At 63.2% G+C, this 19396-nt stretch carries 18 protein-coding genes; 6 read left to right on the top strand and 12 right to left on the bottom strand.

The window, feature by feature from the left end; all coding sequences use genetic code 11:
* Window positions 1-75 precede the first annotated feature (75 nt).
* Window positions 76-1368: a citrate synthase gene (locus tag ACORQT_RS05960; RefSeq protein WP_033642196.1), complete on the top strand. Its 1293-nt coding sequence runs from the start codon at window positions 76-78 to the stop codon at window positions 1366-1368.
* A 57-nt stretch (window positions 1369-1425) separates the two neighbouring features.
* Here the strand turns inward: ACORQT_RS05960 and nei are convergent, their stop codons facing one another.
* The 12 genes from nei to ACORQT_RS05900 all read right to left on the bottom strand — a co-directional run bounded on the left by nei (window position 1426) and on the right by ACORQT_RS05900 (window position 11719).
* A complete protein-coding gene (gene nei / locus ACORQT_RS05955; protein WP_164057446.1) occupies window positions 1426-2217 on the bottom strand; it encodes an endonuclease VIII in 792 nt (263 codons plus the stop codon).
* Window positions 2218-2271: 54 nt separating this feature from the next.
* A complete protein-coding gene (gene pcp / locus ACORQT_RS05950) occupies window positions 2272-2916 on the bottom strand; it encodes a pyroglutamyl-peptidase I (RefSeq protein WP_016928732.1) in 645 nt (214 codons plus the stop codon).
* 8 nt (window positions 2917-2924) lie between these two features.
* A complete protein-coding gene (locus ACORQT_RS05945) occupies window positions 2925-3944 on the bottom strand; it encodes a DUF979 domain-containing protein (protein ID WP_164057447.1) in 1020 nt (339 codons plus the stop codon).
* Window positions 3941-4672 carry a DUF969 domain-containing protein gene (locus tag ACORQT_RS05940; RefSeq protein WP_016928734.1) on the bottom strand — a complete coding sequence of 244 codons (732 nt, stop codon included), beginning with the start codon at window positions 4670-4672 and terminating at the stop codon, window positions 3941-3943. Before ACORQT_RS05940 ends, ACORQT_RS05945 begins: the two co-directional genes overlap by 4 nt.
* A 54-nt stretch (window positions 4673-4726) precedes the next feature.
* Window positions 4727-5467 (bottom strand): 5-oxoprolinase subunit PxpA, encoded by a 741-nt coding sequence (gene pxpA / locus ACORQT_RS05935; protein ID WP_004939906.1) that lies wholly within the window; start codon window positions 5465-5467, stop codon window positions 4727-4729.
* Window positions 5457-6389, bottom strand: coding sequence for a 5-oxoprolinase subunit PxpC (pxpC, locus tag ACORQT_RS05930; protein ID WP_069100736.1), 933 nt, complete (start codon window positions 6387-6389; stop codon window positions 5457-5459). Before pxpC ends, pxpA begins: the two co-directional genes overlap by 11 nt.
* Window positions 6383-7039 carry a 5-oxoprolinase subunit PxpB gene (gene pxpB / locus ACORQT_RS05925; protein WP_071997796.1) on the bottom strand — a complete coding sequence of 219 codons (657 nt, stop codon included), beginning with the start codon at window positions 7037-7039 and terminating at the stop codon, window positions 6383-6385. The genes pxpC and pxpB overlap by 7 nt, the downstream gene beginning before the upstream one ends.
* A 159-nt stretch (window positions 7040-7198) precedes the next feature.
* Complete coding sequence (locus ACORQT_RS05920; protein ID WP_016928738.1) at window positions 7199-7942, bottom strand: type 2 GTP cyclohydrolase I; 744 nt, start codon at window positions 7940-7942, stop codon at window positions 7199-7201.
* Window positions 7943-7960: 18 nt separating this feature from the next.
* Window positions 7961-8941, bottom strand: coding sequence for an MBL fold metallo-hydrolase (locus ACORQT_RS05915; protein ID WP_042783859.1), 981 nt, complete (start codon window positions 8939-8941; stop codon window positions 7961-7963).
* A 22-nt stretch (window positions 8942-8963) separates the two neighbouring features.
* Window positions 8964-10394: a deoxyribodipyrimidine photo-lyase gene (gene phrB, locus ACORQT_RS05910; protein WP_164057448.1), complete on the bottom strand. Its 1431-nt coding sequence runs from the start codon at window positions 10392-10394 to the stop codon at window positions 8964-8966.
* Between the two features lie 16 nt (window positions 10395-10410).
* Window positions 10411-11367: a YbgA family protein gene (locus ACORQT_RS05905; protein WP_033651168.1), complete on the bottom strand. Its 957-nt coding sequence runs from the start codon at window positions 11365-11367 to the stop codon at window positions 10411-10413.
* Window positions 11368-11509: 142 nt separating this feature from the next.
* Window positions 11510-11719 (bottom strand): YbfA family protein, encoded by a 210-nt coding sequence (locus ACORQT_RS05900; protein ID WP_004939916.1) that lies wholly within the window; start codon window positions 11717-11719, stop codon window positions 11510-11512.
* A gap of 441 nt (window positions 11720-12160) precedes the next feature.
* Here ACORQT_RS05900 and ACORQT_RS05895 point away from each other — a divergent pair, with 441 nt between their 5' ends.
* The 5 genes from ACORQT_RS05895 to kdpD all read left to right on the top strand — a co-directional run bounded on the left by ACORQT_RS05895 (window position 12161) and on the right by kdpD (window position 19392).
* Complete coding sequence (locus tag ACORQT_RS05895; protein WP_016928742.1) at window positions 12161-12250, top strand: K(+)-transporting ATPase subunit F; 90 nt, start codon at window positions 12161-12163, stop codon at window positions 12248-12250.
* A complete protein-coding gene (kdpA, locus tag ACORQT_RS05890; RefSeq protein ID WP_072628177.1) occupies window positions 12250-13938 on the top strand; it encodes a potassium-transporting ATPase subunit KdpA in 1689 nt (562 codons plus the stop codon). The genes ACORQT_RS05895 and kdpA overlap by 1 nt, the downstream gene beginning before the upstream one ends.
* 26 nt (window positions 13939-13964) lie before the next feature.
* A complete protein-coding gene (gene kdpB / locus ACORQT_RS05885) occupies window positions 13965-16034 on the top strand; it encodes a potassium-transporting ATPase subunit KdpB (protein WP_164057449.1) in 2070 nt (689 codons plus the stop codon).
* 18 nt (window positions 16035-16052) lie between these two features.
* Window positions 16053-16622, top strand: a complete 570-nt coding sequence (gene kdpC, locus ACORQT_RS05880; RefSeq protein ID WP_164057450.1) for a potassium-transporting ATPase subunit KdpC — start codon at window positions 16053-16055, stop codon at window positions 16620-16622.
* 73 nt (window positions 16623-16695) lie between these two features.
* Window positions 16696-19392, top strand: a complete 2697-nt coding sequence (gene kdpD, locus ACORQT_RS05875) for a two-component system sensor histidine kinase KdpD (RefSeq protein WP_164057451.1) — start codon at window positions 16696-16698, stop codon at window positions 19390-19392.
* Window positions 19393-19396 lie beyond the last annotated feature (4 nt).

The following is a 19396-nucleotide window of genomic DNA, read 5'->3' as shown; positions in this document are numbered from 1 at the left end:
TGCGGGCAACCTGCAGAGATTTAAGGTATTTCAGTTGTTAGTGGTTTTTAAAATAAGGCGCTAAGGAGACAGTAAATGACTGATAAGAAAGCGACGCTAACCATTAACGACAGCGAAGCTCCGATCGAACTGGGCGTATTGACACCGACACTGGGCCCTGATGTCCTCGATGTCCGCGCTCTGGGTTCCAAAGGTTATTTCACATTTGATCCCGGCTTTACCTCCACCGCTTCTTGCGAATCCAAGATTACCTTCATCGACGGCGACAAAGGCGTGCTGCTGCACCGCGGCTTCCCTATCGAACAGCTGGCGAAAGAATCTTCCTACCTGGAAGTGTGCTACATCCTGCTGTACGGCGAGACCCCGACGCCGGAAGAGTTCGAGACCTTCAAAACGACCGTTACCCGTCACACCATGATCCACGACCAGATCACCCATCTGTTCCGTGGCTTCCGTCGCGACTCGCACCCGATGGCGGTGCTGTGCGGCGTGACCGGCGCGCTGGCGGCGTTCTACCACGATGCGCTGGACGTCAACAACGAGCGTCACCGTGAAATCACCGCGTTCCGTCTGCTGTCCAAAATGCCGACCGTAGCCGCGATGTGCTACAAATACTCCCTGGGCCAGCCGTTCGTTTATCCGCGCAACGATCTGTCCTATGCCGGCAACTTCCTGCACATGATGTTCGCCACCCCGTGCGAAGAGTACGTGGTGAACCCGGTATTGGAACGCGCCATGGATCGCATCCTGATCCTGCACGCCGACCATGAGCAGAACGCCTCTACCTCGACCGTGCGCACCGCCGGCTCTTCCGGTGCCAACCCGTTCGCCTGCATCGCGGCCGGCATCGCCTCCCTGTGGGGGCCGGCGCACGGCGGCGCCAACGAAGCGGCGCTGAAAATGCTGGAAGAGATCAAGACCGTCGATCACATTCCGGAATTCATCAAGCGCGCCAAGGACAAGAACGACTCCTTCCGCCTGATGGGCTTCGGCCACCGCGTGTACAAGAACTACGATCCGCGCGCCACCGTGATGCGCGAGACCTGTCACGAAGTGCTGAAAGAGCTGAACAAGAAGGACGACAACCTGCTGCAGGTGGCGATGGAGCTGGAGCACATCGCGCTGAACGACCCGTACTTCATCGAGAAGAAACTGTACCCGAACGTCGACTTCTACTCCGGCATCATCCTGAAGGCGATGGGCATTCCTTCTTCCATGTTCACCGTGATCTTCGCCATCGCGCGCACCATCGGCTGGATCGCGCACTGGAACGAAATGCACGACGAAGGCATCAAAATTGCCCGTCCGCGTCAGCTGTACACCGGCTATGCCGAGCGTGATTTCAAATCCCAGCTGAAAACCAAGTAAGCCGCTTCCCCGGCTGAAACCGCACAGCGCCGCCCCTTCGGGCGGCGTTTTTTTTGCTTATTTCTGGCAGCCCGGGCACCAATAAAACGGCCGCGACGACAGGTCGGTGCGCACAATCATCGCGCCGCAGCGCTCACAGGGCTCGCCGCTGCGATGAAACACCTTGAAGCGAAACAGCGCGCCGTGATGGCGGTTCTCATCCGCCTGCCCACGCGTCTGATAGGAAAGACGCGGCACCGCCAGCAGCGCCTCCGCCAGACGCCAAAGCGCTTCCGGCGCCAGATCCTGCGGTTTGTGCTGCGGCGCCAACTCGGCCTGCCACAGGATTTCGGCGCGCAGATAGTTGCCCAATCCGGCAAGAAACGCCTGGTCGAGCAGCATGCCGCCCAGCTGCCGGCGGCGAAAACGCGGCGTCAGCAAACGCTCCTGCACCTCATCCACCGTCAGCGACATGTCCAACACGTCGGGACCGATGCGTTGCAAAAACGGGTGTTGTTCTATTTCCTCGCGCGGCCCGACGGTGATGTCGGACGCGCTGTAGAGCAATATCGCGCTGCGAGCGGTTTCCAGCCGCACCCGCAGTTCGCGTTTGGTCTCCGGCGTCTCCCCCGCCGCCGCCACTTTCCACACGCCATACAGCTGGTTATGGCTGTACATCGTCAGCCCGTTGGAGAAATGGGTCAGCAGCGCCTTGCCGCGCGGCTCGATGGCGACGATGCGCTCGCCGAGCAAACGCTGACGGTAGTGCTTCAACTGGGGAAAAGTGAAATCGACGGCGGTCAGCGGCTGATCGATCACCGCCGCCGCCAGTTTGTCCGCCGCCCGGCGGATCTCCGGTCCTTCCGGCATAGACCACTCCTTGCGTAGACCCGGCGCAACCCGGTGCGCCGGGAGTGTTCTTGATTAGTGCGTCGCGCCGCCCACCACTTTCAGATCGTGTTCCACCTGCAAAGCGATGGAAACGGCCAGCTCCAGCGCAAACAGCACCGTCGAAGCCGCCATGCTCGGCGCGCCGGGGTGCGCCGCCGCCTGCTCAGGCAAATACGGGATATGGATAAAACCGCCCTTCACCTCGCGTTGGCCGCTCAAACGGTGCAGCAGCCCATACATCACATGGTTGCACACGTAGGTGCCGGCAGTCTGCGAAACGGCGGCCGGAATACCGGCCTCGCGCATCGAACTCACCATCGCTTTGATCGGCAAAGTGCTGAAATAGGCCGCCGGACCGCCGGCGACGATCGGTTCGTCCACCGGCTGCTGCCCCTGATTGTCGGGGATACGCGCGTCGTCGACGTTGATCGCCACCCGTTCAATCGTGATGTCGGTGCGGCCGCCGGCCTGGCCGATAGCCAGTACCATCACCGGCTGCACCTCGTCGATCGCCGCGTTGAGCGCCTCCAGCGCCGCGCCGAACACGCACGGCAGCTGGCGCGCCACAATGCGCGTGCCGACCAGTTCCATATCGTTGAGCTGCTTCACCACTTCCCAGGAGGGATTGAGGCGCTCACCACCAAACGGCTCGAAGCCGGTAATCAATACTTTTTGCATCCTTACTCCTACAGGAACATCAGGAAATACAGCAGGAACACGTTAACCAACAGCAGCAGCACGCCGGTCGGCACCTGCGCCTTGATCACCGCATTCTTGTCCGGCAACTCCAGCAGCGCCGCCGGCACAATGTTGAAGTTCGCCGCCATCGGCGTCATCAGGGTGCCGCAATAGCCGGAGAACATGCCGATCGCCGCCATCACCGCCGGGTTGCCGCCGTGCTGCAACACCAGGATCGGAATGCCGATGCCGGCGGTAACGATCGGGAAAGCGGCGAAGGCGTTGCCCATCACCATGGTCAGCACCGCCATACCGATAGCGTAGACCGCCACGGCGATAAAACGGTTATCGACCGCCAGATATTCCTGGGTCAAATGCGAGATCGCAGTGCCAACGCCGGCGACGGTAAACAGCAGCCCCAGCGAGGCGAGGATCTGCGGCAGAATGAACGCCCAGCCGATCGAATCCAGCAGGCGCCGCGCTTCCTGTATCGGCTGCAGCGCCTTCTCATGGGTCATTGTCACCGCGATCGCCAACCCGATCAGGCAGCCGACGGTCATCGAGAACAGGGTAATTAGCGTCGCGTGGTTACCGCTGCCGAATACCGCGTTTTGCAACGCCGGCACGTTGTTGAACAGCAGCACGCCGACCACCGTCACCACCGGGATCGCCAGCGCGGGAATGAACAGCTTGTTGCCCAGGCGCTTGGCGCTCGCCTCGCGCTCCTGCGGCGTCCGCTGGTGATAGCTGCCGAGGTGCACGCCGCCGAAGCCGGCAATCAGGGCCATCACCACCACCACCACGCCAACGATGATATGCAGCATGCGTTTTTCGTTGCTGCCCTCGCCCAGTACATCGCCCAGCAGGCGATAAGTCCAGTCGCCGACCAGGAATACCAGGCCGTACAGCCCCCAAAACAGCCCGGTGGTGATGCGGCGCGGGTTGGCGCGATCGCGCAAGGACATCACCGCCACAATCAGCAGCACCGCGCCGGCCAGCCAGTAAAGGTATTGTTGCTGGAAGTTCATCGCGCCTCCCCCTTCGCCTGCAGCGCCGCCTGATTCAGCTGCGCCAGCTCGGCGCTCAGCTGTTTATCCATCCGATACAACCGGAACGCGTGGATCAGGAAAGCGAAAATGGCGGTCGGAATGCCCCACAGCGCGATATGCAGCGGCTCGGTCTGAATGCCGCCGGACTCCAGCATAAAGTTATGCATGAAGATGATCGCACCGAAGGCCACGAAGATATCCTCGCCGAAGAACAGCCCGACGTTGTCGGTAGCGGCCGACATGGCGCGCAGGCGGTGGCGGGTACGCTCCGGCAGCTCGCCGTAGCGGTTTTCCGTCGCCCCTTCCGCCATCGGCGCCAGCAGCGGCCGCACCATCTGCGGATGCCCGCCCAGGCTGGTCAGCCCCATCGCCGCGGTGATCTCGCGCACGAACAGGTACACGATCAGCAAACGGCCGGCGGTGGCGCTTTTGATCTTGGCGATCCACGCCTGCGCCCGCTCTTTAAGCCCGTGACGTTCCAGCAGGCCGATCACCGCCAGCGGCAGCAGCAGGATCAGCGGCAGGTTTCGGGTATTGAGAAAGCCCTCGCCGAGCTTTTCCAGAATGACGTCCAGCGGCATCAGCGCCGCCAGACCGGTAATGATGCCGGCGGCGATCACCACCAGCACCGGATTGAAACGCAATACAAACCCGACCACGATCGCGGCGATGCCGATCAGTGGCCAGAGATTCACGGCCTGTTCCATAGTCTTCCCTCGATATTTTCTAATAATTTTTTGTTTGTGATGTTGTGTCTTGCTTTACTGCTCTGCGCTGACGCGGATGCCCTGTTGAACAAAACTGTCCCGCAGCTTGCGCGCATACGCCAGCGCATGCTCGCCGTCCCCGTGCAGGCAGACGGTCTCCGCCTGTACGGCGGTCCAAACGCCATCGACGCTGCGCACCCGGTGATGGCGCACCATCTCCAGGGTTTGCGCCAGCGCTTGTTCATCATCCTCGATCAATGCCCCCGGCAAACCGCGCGGCACCAGCGTGCCGTCGGCCTGATAACCGCGATCGGCGAACACCTCCTGCCGGGTGGTCAGACCGAGCCGTTGCCCGGCGCGGATCAGCTCGCTGCCGGCCAGCCCCACCAGCCGCAGCGCCGGATCGACCGCCTGCACCGCCCGGGCGATGGCTTCCGCCAGCGCCGGCTCAACCGCCGCCTGGTTGTACAGCATGCCGTGCGGCTTAACGTGCACCATCACCCCGCCCTCGGCGCGGGCGATGGCCGCCAGCGCCCCGAGCTGATACACCACCTGCGCGTACACCGTTTCCGGCGGCAGCTGCATGCGAGTGCGGCCGAAATTCTCCCGATCGGGAAAACTCGGGTGGGCGCCGATCGCCACGCCGTACTGCAATGCCCAGCGCACCGACTGACGCATGGTCTGCGCATCGCCGGCGTGGAAGCCGCAGGCGATGTTGGCCGAGCTCACCAATTGCAACAGCGCTTGGTCGTTGGCGCAGCCTTCGCCGAGATCGGCGTTCAAATCAACGATCATGTAACCCCCAGGCAATCTGTCGAAGGAAAAGATCCTGCTCGGCCTTGGCGCGCTGCGCCTCGGCCAGTGAACAGAGAACGAAATGGATCGGTTCGCCGAGACGGATCTGCGCCAAATGGTAAAGATCGGCTTCGATCACGCAGGCGATACGCGGGTAACCGCCGGTGGTTTGCGCATCGGCCATCAGCACGATCGGCTGGCCGTTGTGCGGCACCTGCACCACGCCGGGCATCAGGCCGTGCGACAGCATCTCTCTGTCGGTGGTGCGTGCCAGCGGCGTGCCGCCGTGCAGACGGTAGCCCATGCGGTTGCTCTGCGGGCTGAGCTGCCAGGCGGCGCGCCAAAACGCATCTTGCGCCTCTTCGCTGAATTCGGCGTACTCCGGCCCCGGCAACGCACGGATGCGATTGGTGAACAGCAACTGCTTCACGCCACAGCGGGTTTGCGGCAGCGCGGTGGATTTGCCCAGCGGCAACCGATCGCCGTCCTTCAGATTACGCCCCTCGCACCCGCCAAAAGCGGCTTTCATGTCGGTGCTGCGCGAGCCCAGCATTTCCGGCACGGCGATACCGCCGGCGATCGCGAGATAACTGCGCATGCCGCGCTTCGGCGTGCCCAGCACCAGCCGCTGCCCCTTTTTCACCGGGTAGCGCCAGCCGGTCCACAGCGGCTTACCGTCCAGCTGCGCGTCGCAGCCGGCGCCGGTCAGGGCGATCCAGCCGGGACGGGTAAACTCGGCGCTGAACTGGCCGAGCGTGATCTCCAGCCCGGCGGCCTCCGGCGCGTTGCCCACCAGCAGGTTGGCGATCTTCAGCGCCGGTTGATCCAACGCGCCGCCGGTACTGATGCCCAGACGGCGAAATCCTTCACGGCCCAAATCCTGCACCGTGGTATAGATGCCGGCGCGCAGAATAATCAGCATACGCCCTCCTTCTGCGGCACAAAGCGTACGCTATCGCCCGGGCGCAGCAGCGTCGGCGGCATTTCATGGGGATTGAACAACGCCAGCGGCGTGCGGCCGATCAGCTGCCAGCCGCCGGGCGTCGCCAGCGGATAGATGCCGGTCTGGCCGCCGCCGATACCGACGGAGCCGGCCGCCACCGCCAGACGCGGTTCGGCGCGGCGCGGCGTCGCCAGTTTTTCCGGCATGCCGCCCAAATAGGAGAAGCCCGGCTGAAAGCCGAGAAAATAGACCACGTAAGCCGCCGCCGCATGGCATTCCACCACCTGTCGCGGCGTCATGCCGGTATGGCGCGCCACCTCATCCAGATCAGGGCCCTGTTCCCCGCCGTAGACAACCGGGATCTCCACCTGACGCGACTCCGGCGTCAGGCGCTCTTTGCTTTCCCACCCCTGCTGCAGTAACGCGAGCATCGCTTCGGCGTCGGCCTGCGGCGTATGCAACAGCAGCGTCAGGTTGTTCATTCCCGGCACCACTTCCCGCACGTCAGGATGATGATTCAGCTTTTCCGCCAGCGCCCAGATGCGCTGCTGGCTCGGCAACGTCACCGGCGGTGACAGTTCAAGCACTACCGCTCTTTCACCTAAAAGGTAATAACGCGCTTGTTGCACCCTTATTCTCCTTATTATTATCGCGCTGAAAAACACACCAGTTATGCGTGACGCAGCCCCGGCTGTCAATAGAACGCAACCATAAGGAAAATAAGGAAATAGCGCGATAAAAGGATTCAGCCGGCGCGCAGGCCGGGCTGGATCCGACGCAGAAAAAAATCAGGCGGGATTCGGGATATCGATAAAGGTCACATCAAAACCGTGGTGCTGAGCCAGCCATTCCCCCAGCGCTTTCACGCCGCCGCGCTCGGTCGCGTGGTGGCCGGCGGCAAAGAAATGCACGCCCATTTCGCGCGCACTGTGAATGGTCTGCTCAGACACTTCACCGCTGATGAAAGCATCGACGCCGAAGCGCGCCGCGCTGTCAATAAAGCCCTGGCCGCCACCGGTGCACCAGGCCACTCGGCGAATATGCTCAGGCGCGTTATCGCCGCAGTGCAGCACCGCGCGCCCCAGCCGGCTTTCGATGCGCTGTTGCAGCGCTTCGCCGGTCAGCGGCTGTTCGAATTCCCCGTGCGGCACCAGCGGCTCGACGTCGCCAATCACCCGAATGCCCAGCGCCTGCGCCAGCTGCGCGTTGTTGCCCAGCACCGGATGCGCGTCCAGCGGCAAGTGGTAGCCGTACAGATTGATGTCGTGGGTCAACAGCGTTTTCAGACGGTTGCGCTTCATGCCGCGCACCGCCGGCGCCTCGTTTTTCCAGAAATAGCCGTGATGCACGATGATCGCGTCGGCCTGATGCGCCACCGCGGCGTCCAACAGCGCCTGACAGGCGGTGACGCCGGTCACGATGCGCTGCACGTGCGGGCGCCCTTCCACCTGCAATCCATTGGGGGCATAGTCCTGAAACGCCGCGGCGTTCAGTTCCGTGTTGATCAGTTGTTCCAGATCGAGGTTACGCATTCTCTTCTCTCTTCATAGTCAAAATGTCTGCCGGTCGCCCTGCGCCATCAGGATGAATTTCACCCCCAGATCGTTGCCCTGCGCCAGCTGCTGCGCAATGGCGGCGCGCGCGTCTTCGCCCTGCTTCAGGCTCGGTTTGATGTGGCTGATCACCACCGGCAGACCGTTCAGCGAGCCTTCGCCGCCGCTGTACTGCGTCAGGTTCTTCAGCTCCTTCAGCAGCCAGGCCGGCGTCAGATGGCCGTACAGATGTTTGTCCTCCACCCCGTTAGGGTAAGAGGTTTCGATAATCATGCCCTTGAGCTTTTTCTGCTCGACAAGCGGCCCCAGCACGCGCCACACGGCATCGAGATCGCGCGACTGCTCCACCTTGTCCGGCCCGGTATCGCCGAAGTAGGCGAAGAACTCGTTGCCGTTGGAAATCAGCAGCATTGACGACGGGTAGCGATCGTGGCTGAGCGGGTACATCACGCCGGTCAACCCGGTCAGGCCGAGGGTAAAGCGCTGCTGCGGCCGCACCGTTTGCAGCCGGTAGGTGCCCAGCCGCGAGCCGTTGCCGGCGTCGGTAAAGTTCGGCCAGGCCTTCCAGTTGAAGTAATGGTTGCGCAGGGTCAGCACGGTGTCCGCCTGGGCGTAAACGGTTTTTTTATTATCCTCGGGCGAGCCGACGATCAGCCCCGCCACGTGGTCCAGATGGCCGTGGCTGATGAAATAGCCGCCGATCAACTGCCGGAACACATAGCCCTGCGGCGTGTAAGGCGCAGCCAGCTCGGGGGTCACCTGCGGGAAACTGCCCTTCTCCAGCCCTTTGGCGATGCCCGGCAGCAGCGAGCCGGCGTCCAGCGCCACATACTGCGGCTGATTATCGCTGCGGATCAGATAAGAGGTCAGGTTGCCGTCGCTGACGCCGCCGTCGACGCCCAGCGCCACCACGTCAAAGCCGGCGATCGCCAGCGCGGAATAGCCGCTCAGGCACAGGGCCAGCACCTTTTTCATCATTACGTCGCTCCTTGCAGTTGCCTCAAGACTCTCCCCGTTTCGCCGCCTCGAACGCCGCCAACGTCTCCACGCGGGCTTGTTTGTGATCGACGATCGGCAGCGGGTAGTTCAGCGTACGGCGCTGCTTTTCCGCCCAGCGGTGGGGGTAATGGATGTCATTGTCGGGCACATCCGCCAGTTCCGGCAACCATTTACGGATGAAAGTGCCTTGTGGATCAAAACGTTCACCCTGGGTGGTCGGGTTAAAGATGCGGAAATACGGCGCGGCGTCGGTGCCGGTGGAGGCCGCCCACTGCCAGCCGCCGTTATTGGCCGCCAGATCCCCGTCCAGCAGTTGCGACATGAAATAGCGCTCCCCGGCGCGCCAGTCGATCAGCAGATCCTTCACCAGAAAACTGGCGCTGATCATGCGCAGCCGGTTGTGCATCCAGCCGGTAGCGTTCAGTTGGCGCATGGCGGCATCGACGATCGGATAGCCGGTTTCGCCCCGCTGCCAGGCCTGCTGCTTCGCCGCGTCAGCGCTCCAGCGCACCTTGTCCGTCCAGGCGATAAAGGGACGATGGCGGCACAGCTCGGGATAGGCCACCAGCAGGTGGCGATAGAACTCGCGCCAAATCAGCTCGTTCAGCCAGGCGAAAGCGCCGCTCTCGCGATCTTCCAGCAGCTGCGGGCATTCGGCGCGCAGGCGGTTAAAACACTGGCGCGGCGACAGCGCGCCGATCGCCAGATAGGGCGACAGGCTGCTGGTGCCGGCGATGGCGGGCAGATCGCGCTGCCGAAGGTAATCTTGCACCTGCTCACGACAAAAGGCGCGCAGCCGCTGCAGCGCGGCCTCCTCGCCGGCGGGATAGTCATCCCCGATGTCCGCCGCGGGGTAATCGAACGCCGCCGGCGCCTCAGGCGCAGGCAACGCGCCATCGGCACGGATCTTCGGCGCCGGCAGGCAGCTCACGTCGGACTCAGTCAGGCGCTGAATAAAGGCGTTGCGAAACGGTGTATAAACCTTGTACATCTCGCCGCCGCCGGTTAGCACGCTGCCCGGCGGCAACAGCAGGCTGTCATCAAAACCGTGGCACGTTACCCGTCCATTCAACTGCTGCTCCAGCCGCGCATCGCGTCGCCGTTCATTCAGTTCGTACTGGCGGTTGTAAAATAGCGCGTCCACCTGCTCTCGCCGGCAATACTCCGCCAGCCAGTCGATCGACGCGGCAAAGTCCGTGCCGGCATGGCAATGCAGCGCAATGCCCTTTTGCGCCAGCGCCTGCTGTACCGCCCGCAGGCTGGCGTGGATCAGCGCCGCCTGCCGCGGCGCCATCTCATGTTCCCGCCACTGCTGCGGGGTGGCGATAAACACCGCCAGCACCCGGGCTTTGGGATCGCTGCAGGCAGCGTGCAGCGCTTTGTTGTCGGTGATACGCAGATCGTTACGCAACCAGACCAGATGCGTGGTCATAAAATTCCCTTGTCAATCAATGGCCGTAACGCAAACGCAGCGCCTCCGGATAAGGTTCGAAATAGCGTTGTTCCGCCAAATAACTGTCGGGGTATTCCGCCATGTAATGCTTAAGCAAGGCGATCGGCGCCAGCAGCGGCTGCATGCCCTGCCGGTAGCGGTCGATCAGGTGCGCCAGCTCCTGGCGCTGCGCCGCGCTGAGCTGGCGGCGGAAGTAACCCTGCACGTGCATCAGCACGTTGGTATGGTTGCGGCGCGTCGCCTTGTGCGCCAACAGCGCCATCAGGCGGCTGCGGTACTCCACGGCGAAGTCTTCCAGCGAGTCCCAGCGATGAATGTCGGCGACGAAACGCCCCAGTTCGCGGTACGCCGGCTGCGAATGCGCCAGCAGCGACAGCTTGTAGCGGCTGTGAAACGCGATCAGCCCGCCGCGGGTCAGCCCCTGACGCCATAGCATGTTCAACTCATACAGCGCGTACACTCGCTCGATAAAGTTTTCCCGCAGCGCCGCATCCTGCAAACGCCCATCCTCTTCCACCGGCAGCCACGGCATCTGGCGCAGCAGCTCGGCGGTAAACAGCCCGACGCCGTTTTTACGCGAGTCCTTGCCGTTCTCGCTGTAGACCCGCACCCGCTCCAGGCCGCAGCTCGGCGACTTGGCGCAGACGATATAGCCGCACAGGTGTTGCAACGCAGCCACGCGCTGCGCGGAGAAACTGCGCATCTCCTCGGTCAGATCCACGCCGGCGTCGTTGCTGTAGCGCATCGCCGGCCACGGCTGCGCCTGTTTCACCAGGCGCAGCGCCGGGCGCGGCGTGGGCAGGCCGATCGCCATTTCCGGGCATACGGGCTCAAAGCGCACATAGGGCGCCAACTGTTCCACCGCGAAGGCCAGCCGCTTGTGGCCACCGTCGAAACGCACCGCGTCGCCCAGTAAACAGGCGCTGATGCCGATAGGGATCTTGTCACTCATACCGTTCTCTCGTGGTGTTGGTCGATGAGGAAAGTGTAGAAGAATGGCTTGCCAAATACGACCTTGCGCTTGACGGCAGCGGGCTTGGGGCATAAAAAAACCCCCGCCGCAGGGCGAGGGTTGTTCGTGAGTCGGCAGTGACTCAGTAGAAGTCGCAGGACGCCAGTTCCGCCTGCTGCAGCCAGACCGGCTTATCGCTGGTTTTTGACCAGACGCGGTGCAGGTAGCTGTAAAAACGCCCGCGATCGCTGCGGAACAGCATCACCGGCAGGGCCAAAATGCCCGCGATCACCACTGCGCTGCGGCGCAGGAGAATCCGATGCAGTGAATAAGCGTGATAGGTCGTAGACATGCGAACCTCCTTAAAAACGCCTGCCGTTGATTTGTCAGGGAAAACGGCGTGGGCGTATCAAATGAACAATCGGTAATTTGGTAACTGGACAAAATTTTAGCGCACTTGATGAAAGTTTACTACTCATCCGACCACTAAATCGCACAAAAAATCGCTAATCACCGCGGCGATTCGTAATTTTGTTACAACCAAGTTAATTTTTAACTTAACATTGGTTACGTTGTGGTTATTATCCGGTTCCTGCTTCCACGCCGCTGCCCTTGCTTATTCACTCATCAGGCGCAATCTCGCCGCCAACCTGCTGGTTGAAATGCTCAATTTTTGCTGAAATTTCAGCCATTTTTATACTTTTTTTACACCCGCCCGCGCGATTTTTTCATCTTCTTTCTACCCCGCTCCCTACACTGCCTCTATCAAAAACAACACCTCTGGAGGTGTCCCGTGAGTTTCAGCGTTATTGGTGGTGCGCTGTTGGTTCTGCTGCTGTTGGCCTATCTGGTCTACGCCCTGTTTAACGCGGAGGATTTCTGATGGCGGCTTCAGCCTTTTTACTGATCGCCAGTTTCCTGCTGGTGCTTCTGCTGCTGGCCCGGCCGCTGGGCGGTTTTATGGCGCGCCTGATCGAAGGTGAGCCGCTGCCTGCGCTGCGCGCAGTGGAAGCCGGCGTCTGGCGCGCCTGCGGCATCCGCCCCACCGAGATGAATTGGTGGCAGTACGCGCTGGCGATCCTGGCGTTTAACCTGCTCGGCCTGGCGCTGCTGTTCGCCCTGCTGATGGCGCAGGGCTCACTGCCGCTCAACCCGCAAGGCTTCCCTGGCCTCTCCTGGGATCTGGCGCTCAACACCGCCGTCAGCTTCGTCACCAACACCAACTGGCAAGCCTACAGCGGTGAAAGCGCCCTCAGCTATTTCAGCCAGATGGCCGGGCTGGCGGTGCAGAACTTCGTTTCCGCCTCCACCGGCATCGCCGTGGCCTTTGCGCTGATCCGCGCCTTTACCCGCCGCGCCGGCAAGACCGTCGGCAACGCCTGGGCCGATCTGTTTCGCATCACGCTGTATGTGCTGCTGCCGATCGCGCTTCTGATCGCCCTGTTCTTCGTCAGCCAGGGCACGCTGCAAAACTTCCTGCCTTACCTGCACGTCACCACGCTCGAAGGCGCGCAGCAGACGCTGCCGATGGGGCCGGTCGCCTCGCAGGAAGCGATCAAGATGCTCGGCACCAACGGCGGGGGGTTCTTCGGCGCCAACTCGGCGCACCCGTTCGAAAACCCGACCGTGTTGACCAACTTCGTGCAGATGCTGGCCATCTTCCTGATCCCTTGCGCGCTGTGCTTCTCTTTCGGACAACTGGCCGGTGAAAACCGTCAGGGCCACGCGCTGATCTGGGCGATGGCGCTGATCTTCGTGGTGGCGGTGGTGGTGGTGATGTACGCCGAGCTGGCGGGCAACCCGCACCTGAGCGCGCTGGGCGCCGACAGCAACATCAATATGGAAGGCAAAGAGTCGCGCTTCGGCATTCTCGCCACCAGCCTGTTCTCGGTGGTGACCACCGCCGCGTCCTGCGGGGCGGTCAACGCCATGCACGACTCCTTCACCGCGCTGGGCGGCATGGTGCCGATGTGGCTGATGCAGATCGGTGAAGTGGTGTTCGGCGGCGTCGGCTCCGGCCTGTACGGCATGCTGCTGTTCGTGCTGCTGACGGTGTTTATCGCCGGTCTGATGATCGGCCGCACCCCGGAATATCTGGGCAAGAAGATCGACGTTTACGACATGAAGATGACCGCGCTGGCGATCCTGGTCACGCCGGCGCTGGTGTTGCTGGGCAGCGCGCTGGCTATCGGCACCGACGCGGGCCGCGCCGGCATCCTCAATCCGGGCGCCCACGGCTTCAGCGAAGTGCTGTATGCCCTGTCCTCCGCCGCCAACAACAACGGCAGCGCCTTCGCCGGGTTGAGCGTCAATACGCCGTTCTACAACCTGCTGCTGGCCTTCGCCATGTTCGTCGGCCGCTTCGGGGTGATCCTGCCGGTGCTGGCGATCGCCGGTTCGCTGAGCGCCAAGCCACGCCAGCCGGCGGGCAACGGCACCCTGCCGACCTATGGGCCGCTGTTTATCGGCCTGCTGATCGGCACCGTGCTGCTGGTGGGCGCGCTGACCTTCGTGCCGGCGCTGGCGCTGGGCCCGGTGGCCGAGCATTTGCAACTTTGGTTGGCAAACTAACAGACGTCACAGAGAGAGAATAAGAGATGACTCGCAAACAACGCGCGCTGTTTGAACCGGCTCTGGTGCGCACCGCGCTGATCGATGCGGTGAAAAAACTGGACCCTCGCGTTCAATGGCGCAACCCGGTGATGTTCGTGGTGTATATCGGCAGCCTGCTGACCACCGCCATCTGGCTGGCGATCCTCGCCGGCCAAACCGACGGCGCCGCCGCCTTTACCGGCAGCGTCTCCCTGTGGTTGTGGTTCACCGTGCTGTTCGCCAACTTCGCCGAGGCGCTGGCCGAAGGCCGCAGCAAGGCCCAGGCGGAAAGCCTGAAAGGCACCAAGAAAACCAGCTGGGCGAAAAAACTGGCCGGCCCGCGCCGCGACGGCGCCACGGAGAAAGTGGCCGCCGAGAACCTGCGCAAAGGCGATATCGTGCTGGTGGAAGCCGGCGACACCATTCCGTGCGACGGCGAAGTGCTGGAGGGCGGCGCCTCGGTGGATGAAAGCGCCATCACCGGGGAATCCGCCCCGGTGATCCGCGAATCCGGCGGGGACTTCTCCTCGGTCACCGGCGGCACCCGCGTGCTGTCCGACTGGCTGGTGGTGCAGTGCAGCGTCAACCCAGGGGAAACCTTCCTCGATCGCATGATCGCCATGGTGGAAGGCGCCAAACGCCGCAAAACGCCGAACGAAATCGCGCTGACCATCCTGCTGGTGGCGCTGACCATCGTGTTCGTGTTGGCCACCGCCACCCTGTTCCCGTTCTCGCAATACAGCGTCGAGGCGGCCGGCAGCGGCAGCGTGGTCACCATCACCGTACTGGTCGCGCTGCTGGTTTGCCTGATCCCCACCACCATCGGCGGCCTGCTGTCCGCCATCGGCGTGGCCGGGATGAGCCGCATGCTCGGCGCCAACGTGATCGCCACCAGCGGCCGCGCGGTGGAAGCCGCCGGCGACGTGGACGTGCTGCTGCTGGATAAAACCGGCACCATTACGCTGGGCAACCGTCAGGCTTCGGAGTTCCTGCCAGCGCCGGGCGTGAAAGAACAAGAGCTGGCGAACGCCGCGCAGCTGGCTTCGCTGGCGGACGAAACGCCGGAAGGCCGCAGCATCGTGGTGCTGGCCAAACAGCGCTTTAACCTGCGCGAGCGCGATCTGCAGGCGCTGAACGCCACCTTCGTGCCCTTCTCCGCCCAGACTCGCATGAGCGGCGTCAACGTGCAGGAGCGCATGATCCGCAAAGGCGCGGTGGACGCCATTCGCCGTCACGTCGAAACCAATCAGGGGCACTTCCCGCGGGCGGTGGACGATCTGGTGGAAAGCGTGGCGCGCACCGGCGGCACGCCGCTGGTGGTGGCGGAAGGCGCCCGGGTGCTGGGCGTGGTGGCGTTGAAGGATATCGTCAAGGGCGGCATCAAAGAGCGCTTCAATGAGCTGCGCAAGATGGGCATCAAAACGGTGATGATCACCGGCGATAACCCGCTGACCGCGGCGGCGATCGCCGCCGAAGCCGGGGTGGACGACTTCCTGTCGGAAGCCACGCCGGAAGCCAAACTGGCGCTGATCCGCCAGTATCAGGCGGAAGGCCGTCTGGTGGCGATGACCGGCGACGGCACCAACGACGCCCCGGCACTGGCGCAGGCCGATGTGGCGGTGGCGATGAACTCCGGCACCCAGGCCGCCAAAGAGGCGGGCAACATGGTCGATCTGGATTCCAACCCGACCAAGCTGATCGAAGTGGTACATATCGGCAAACAGATGCTGATGACGCGCGGTTCGCTGACCACCTTCAGCATCGCCAACGACGTGGCCAAGTACTTCGCCATCATTCCGGCGGCGTTCGCGGCCACCTATCCGCAGCTGAACGCGCTGAACGTGATGCACCTGCACTCCCCCGCCTCCGCCATCATGTCGGCGGTGATCTTCAACGCCCTGGTGATCGTGTTTCTGATCCCGCTGGCGCTGAAAGGGGTGAGCTACAAACCGATGAGCGCCGCGGCTCTGCTGCGCCGCAACCTGTGGCTGTACGGGGTCGGCGGTCTGCTGGTGCCGTTCGTCGGCATCAAACTGATCGACCTGATCCTGGTCGCGCTGCACGTCGCCGGTTAACCATTGAGGGAAATGAACATGACGTATTTACGACCTGCGCTGGTGATGTTGATCCTGCTGACGCTGCTCACCGGCATCGCCTATCCGCTGCTGACCACCGGGCTGGCGCAGCTGCTGTTTTCGGGCGCGGCCAACGGTTCGCTGCTGTACCAGGGCGACAAGGCGGTCGGCTCCGCGCTGATCGGCCAGAACTTCACGCGCGCCGACTATTTCTGGGGCCGCCCGTCTGCGACCGGCGATTCAGCCTATAATCCACTGGCCTCCGCCGGCAGCAACCTGGCGGCCACCAACCCGGCGCTGGATAAGGCTATCGCCGAACGCGCGGCGCAGCTGCGCCAGGCCAATCCGGCCATGAGCGGCCCGATCCCGGTGGATCTGCTGACCGCCTCCGGCAGCGGGCTGGATCCGCAGATCTCGATCGCCGCGGCGCGGTATCAGCTGGCGCGGGTCGCGGCGGCGCGTCATCTGCCGCCGGAGCAGATCGCTAAACTGATCGAAGACAACACCGATCGGGCCACGCCCAACTTCATGGGCGAATCGGTGGTCAACGTGCTGAAGCTGAACCTGGCGCTGGATGCGTTGAAGTAACGCGCGGTATTCAGCATAGTGATAGGGTTCGGCGTGCCGAACCCCTTTTTGCTTGGTAACACAAGGAATTGTCATGGTCGAAGAAGAACAGCAGCGTCCCGATCCCGACAGCCTGCTGGCGCTGGCCAATGAAAAACCGCGCGGCCGGTTGAAGGTATTTTTCGGCGCCTGCGCCGGCGTGGGCAAAACCTACGCCATGCTGCAGGAGGCCCAGCGCTTGCGCGCCCAGGGGCTGGACGTGCTGGTCGGCGTGGTGGAAACCCACGGCCGCAGCGAGACCGCCGCCCTGCTCGACGGCCTGGCGCTGTTGCCGCAAAAGCGCATCCAGCATCGCGGGCGACTGGTGCATGAATTCGACCTCGACGCCGCGCTGGCGCGCCATCCGGCGCTGATCCTGATGGACGAACTGGCGCACAGCAACGCCCACGGTTCGCGCCACCCCAAACGCTGGCAGGATGTGGAAGAGCTGCTGGACGCCGGCATCGACGTGCTGACTACCGTCAACGTGCAACATTTGGAAAGTCTGAACGACGTGGTGGGCGGCGTGACCGGCGTGCGGGTGCGCGAAACGGTGCCCGACCACGTGTTTGACGAGGCCAGCGAAGTGGTGCTGGTCGATCTACCGCCGGACGATCTGCGCCGACGGCTGCATGAAGGCAAAGTGTATATTCCCGGCCAGGCCGAGCGCGCCATCGAGCATTTTTTCCGTAAAGGCAACCTGATCGCCCTGCGCGAGTTGGCGCTGCGCCGCACCGCCGATCGGGTCGATGACCAGATGCGCGAGTTTCGCGACACCCAGGGGCGCGAGAAAGTGTGGCATACCCGCGACAGCATTCTGCTGTGCGTCGGCCACAACAGCGGTAACGAAAAGCTGGTGCGCATCGCCGCACGGCTGGCGGCGCGGCTCGGCTGCCACTGGCATGCGGTCTACGTGGAAACCCCCAAGCTGCACCGGCTGCCGGAAAACCAACGCCGCGCCATTCTGCGCGCGCTGCGGCTGGCGCAGGAGCTGGGCGCCGAAACCGCCACCCTGGCCGATCCGTCCGAAGAGCGCGCAGTGCTGCGCTACGCCCGCGAACATAACCTCGGCAAAATCATCATCGGCCGCCGCAGCGAGCAGCGCTGGAAGCTGCGCGGCAGTTTCGCCGATCGCCTCGGCCGGCTGGGCCCGGATCTCGATCTGGTGATCGTCGCGCTGGACAGCGACGCCGCGCAGCCGCCGCCGGGCAAGGAGCACGACGGCCGCAGCTTCAATGAGAAATGGCGCATGCAGCTGCGCGGCTGCGCCGTGGCGGTGGCGCTGTGCGCGCTGATCACCCTGCTCTCGCAGTGGCTGCTGCCGGGCTTCGATCAGGCCAACCTGGTGATGGTCTACCTGCTCGGCGTGGCGATCGTCGCGCTGTTCTTCGGCCGCTGGCCATCGGTGCTGGCGGCGGTGATCAACGTCGCCAGTTTCGATCTGTTCTTCGTTCAGCCCGAATGGTCGTTCGCCGTCAGCGATATGCAGTATCTGCTGACCTTCGGCGTGATGCTCGCCGTCGGCATCATCATCGGCAACCTGACCGCCGGGGTGCGTTATCAGGCCCGGGTGGCGCGCTATCGCGAGCAGCGGGCGCGCCATCTGTACGAAATGTCACGCGGGCTGAGCCGCGCGCTGACCGTGGCCGACATCGCCAACACCAGCCGTCATTTCCTCTCCAGCAGCTTCCAGGCGAAAACCGTGCTGCTGCTGCCACAGGAAGACGGCCGGCTGCAGCAAATGATCGGCGAGGAAGGCGGGCTGCTGTCGGTAGACGAAGCCATCGCGCGCTGGAGTTTCGATAAAGGCTTGCCGGCCGGCGCTGGCACCGACACCCTGCCCGGCGTGCCTTACCAGCTGCTGCCGCTCAATACCCCCAAACAGACCTTCGGCCTGTTGGCGATCGAGCCCAACAACCTGCGCCAGCTGATGGTGCCGGAACAACAGCGGCTGCTGCAAACCTTCGCAGTGCTGATCGCCAGCGCGCTGGAACGGCTGCACCTGTCGCGCAGCGCCGAAGAAGCCAAGCTGGACGCCGAACGCGAACAGCTGCGCAACTCGCTGCTGGCGGCGCTGTCGCACGATCTGCGCACCCCACTGACCGTGTTGTTCGGCCAGGCGGAAATTCTCACGCTGGACCTGGCGGCCGAAGGTTCCAATCACGCCACCCAGGCCAGCCAGATCCGCCAGCAGGTGCTGAGCACCACCCGGCTGGTGAACAACCTGCTGGATATGGCGCGCATCCAGTCCGGCGGTTTCAGCCTGCGTAAAGAGTGGCAGTCGCTGGAAGAGATCGTCGGCGCTTCGCTGCACATGCTGGAGCCGCTGCTCAGCCAGCATCCGATCGAGGTCGATCTGCCGCCGGAACAGATCCTGGTCAACTGCGACGGCAGCCTGCTGGAACGGGTGTTCACCAACCTGTTGGAAAACGCCAATAAATACGCCGGCGCCGAGGCCACCATCGGCATTCGCGCCCGCACGCTGCCCGAGTGGCTGGAAGTCGAGGTCTGGGATAACGGCCCCGGCATCCCCGCCGATCAGCTGCAGCTGATTTTCGACAAGTTTTCACGCGGCAATAAAGAGTCGGCGATCCCCGGCGTCGGCTTGGGGTTAGCGATTTGTCGTGCCATTATTGAAGTGCATGATGGCCGCATCTGGGCGGAAAACGGCGCCAACGGCGGCGCCAGCTTCCGCTTCGTGCTGCCGCTGGAAAAACCGCCCGAGATCGACGGCGACGCCTTCGATCTGTAATCAA

The organism is Serratia sp. (in: enterobacteria), assembly GCF_052400455.1.
Classification (GTDB): domain Bacteria; phylum Pseudomonadota; class Gammaproteobacteria; order Enterobacterales; family Enterobacteriaceae; genus Serratia; species Serratia ureilytica.
Note: the sequence above shows the minus strand (reverse complement) of the source record. Positions and strands in the feature narration are given on the sequence as shown.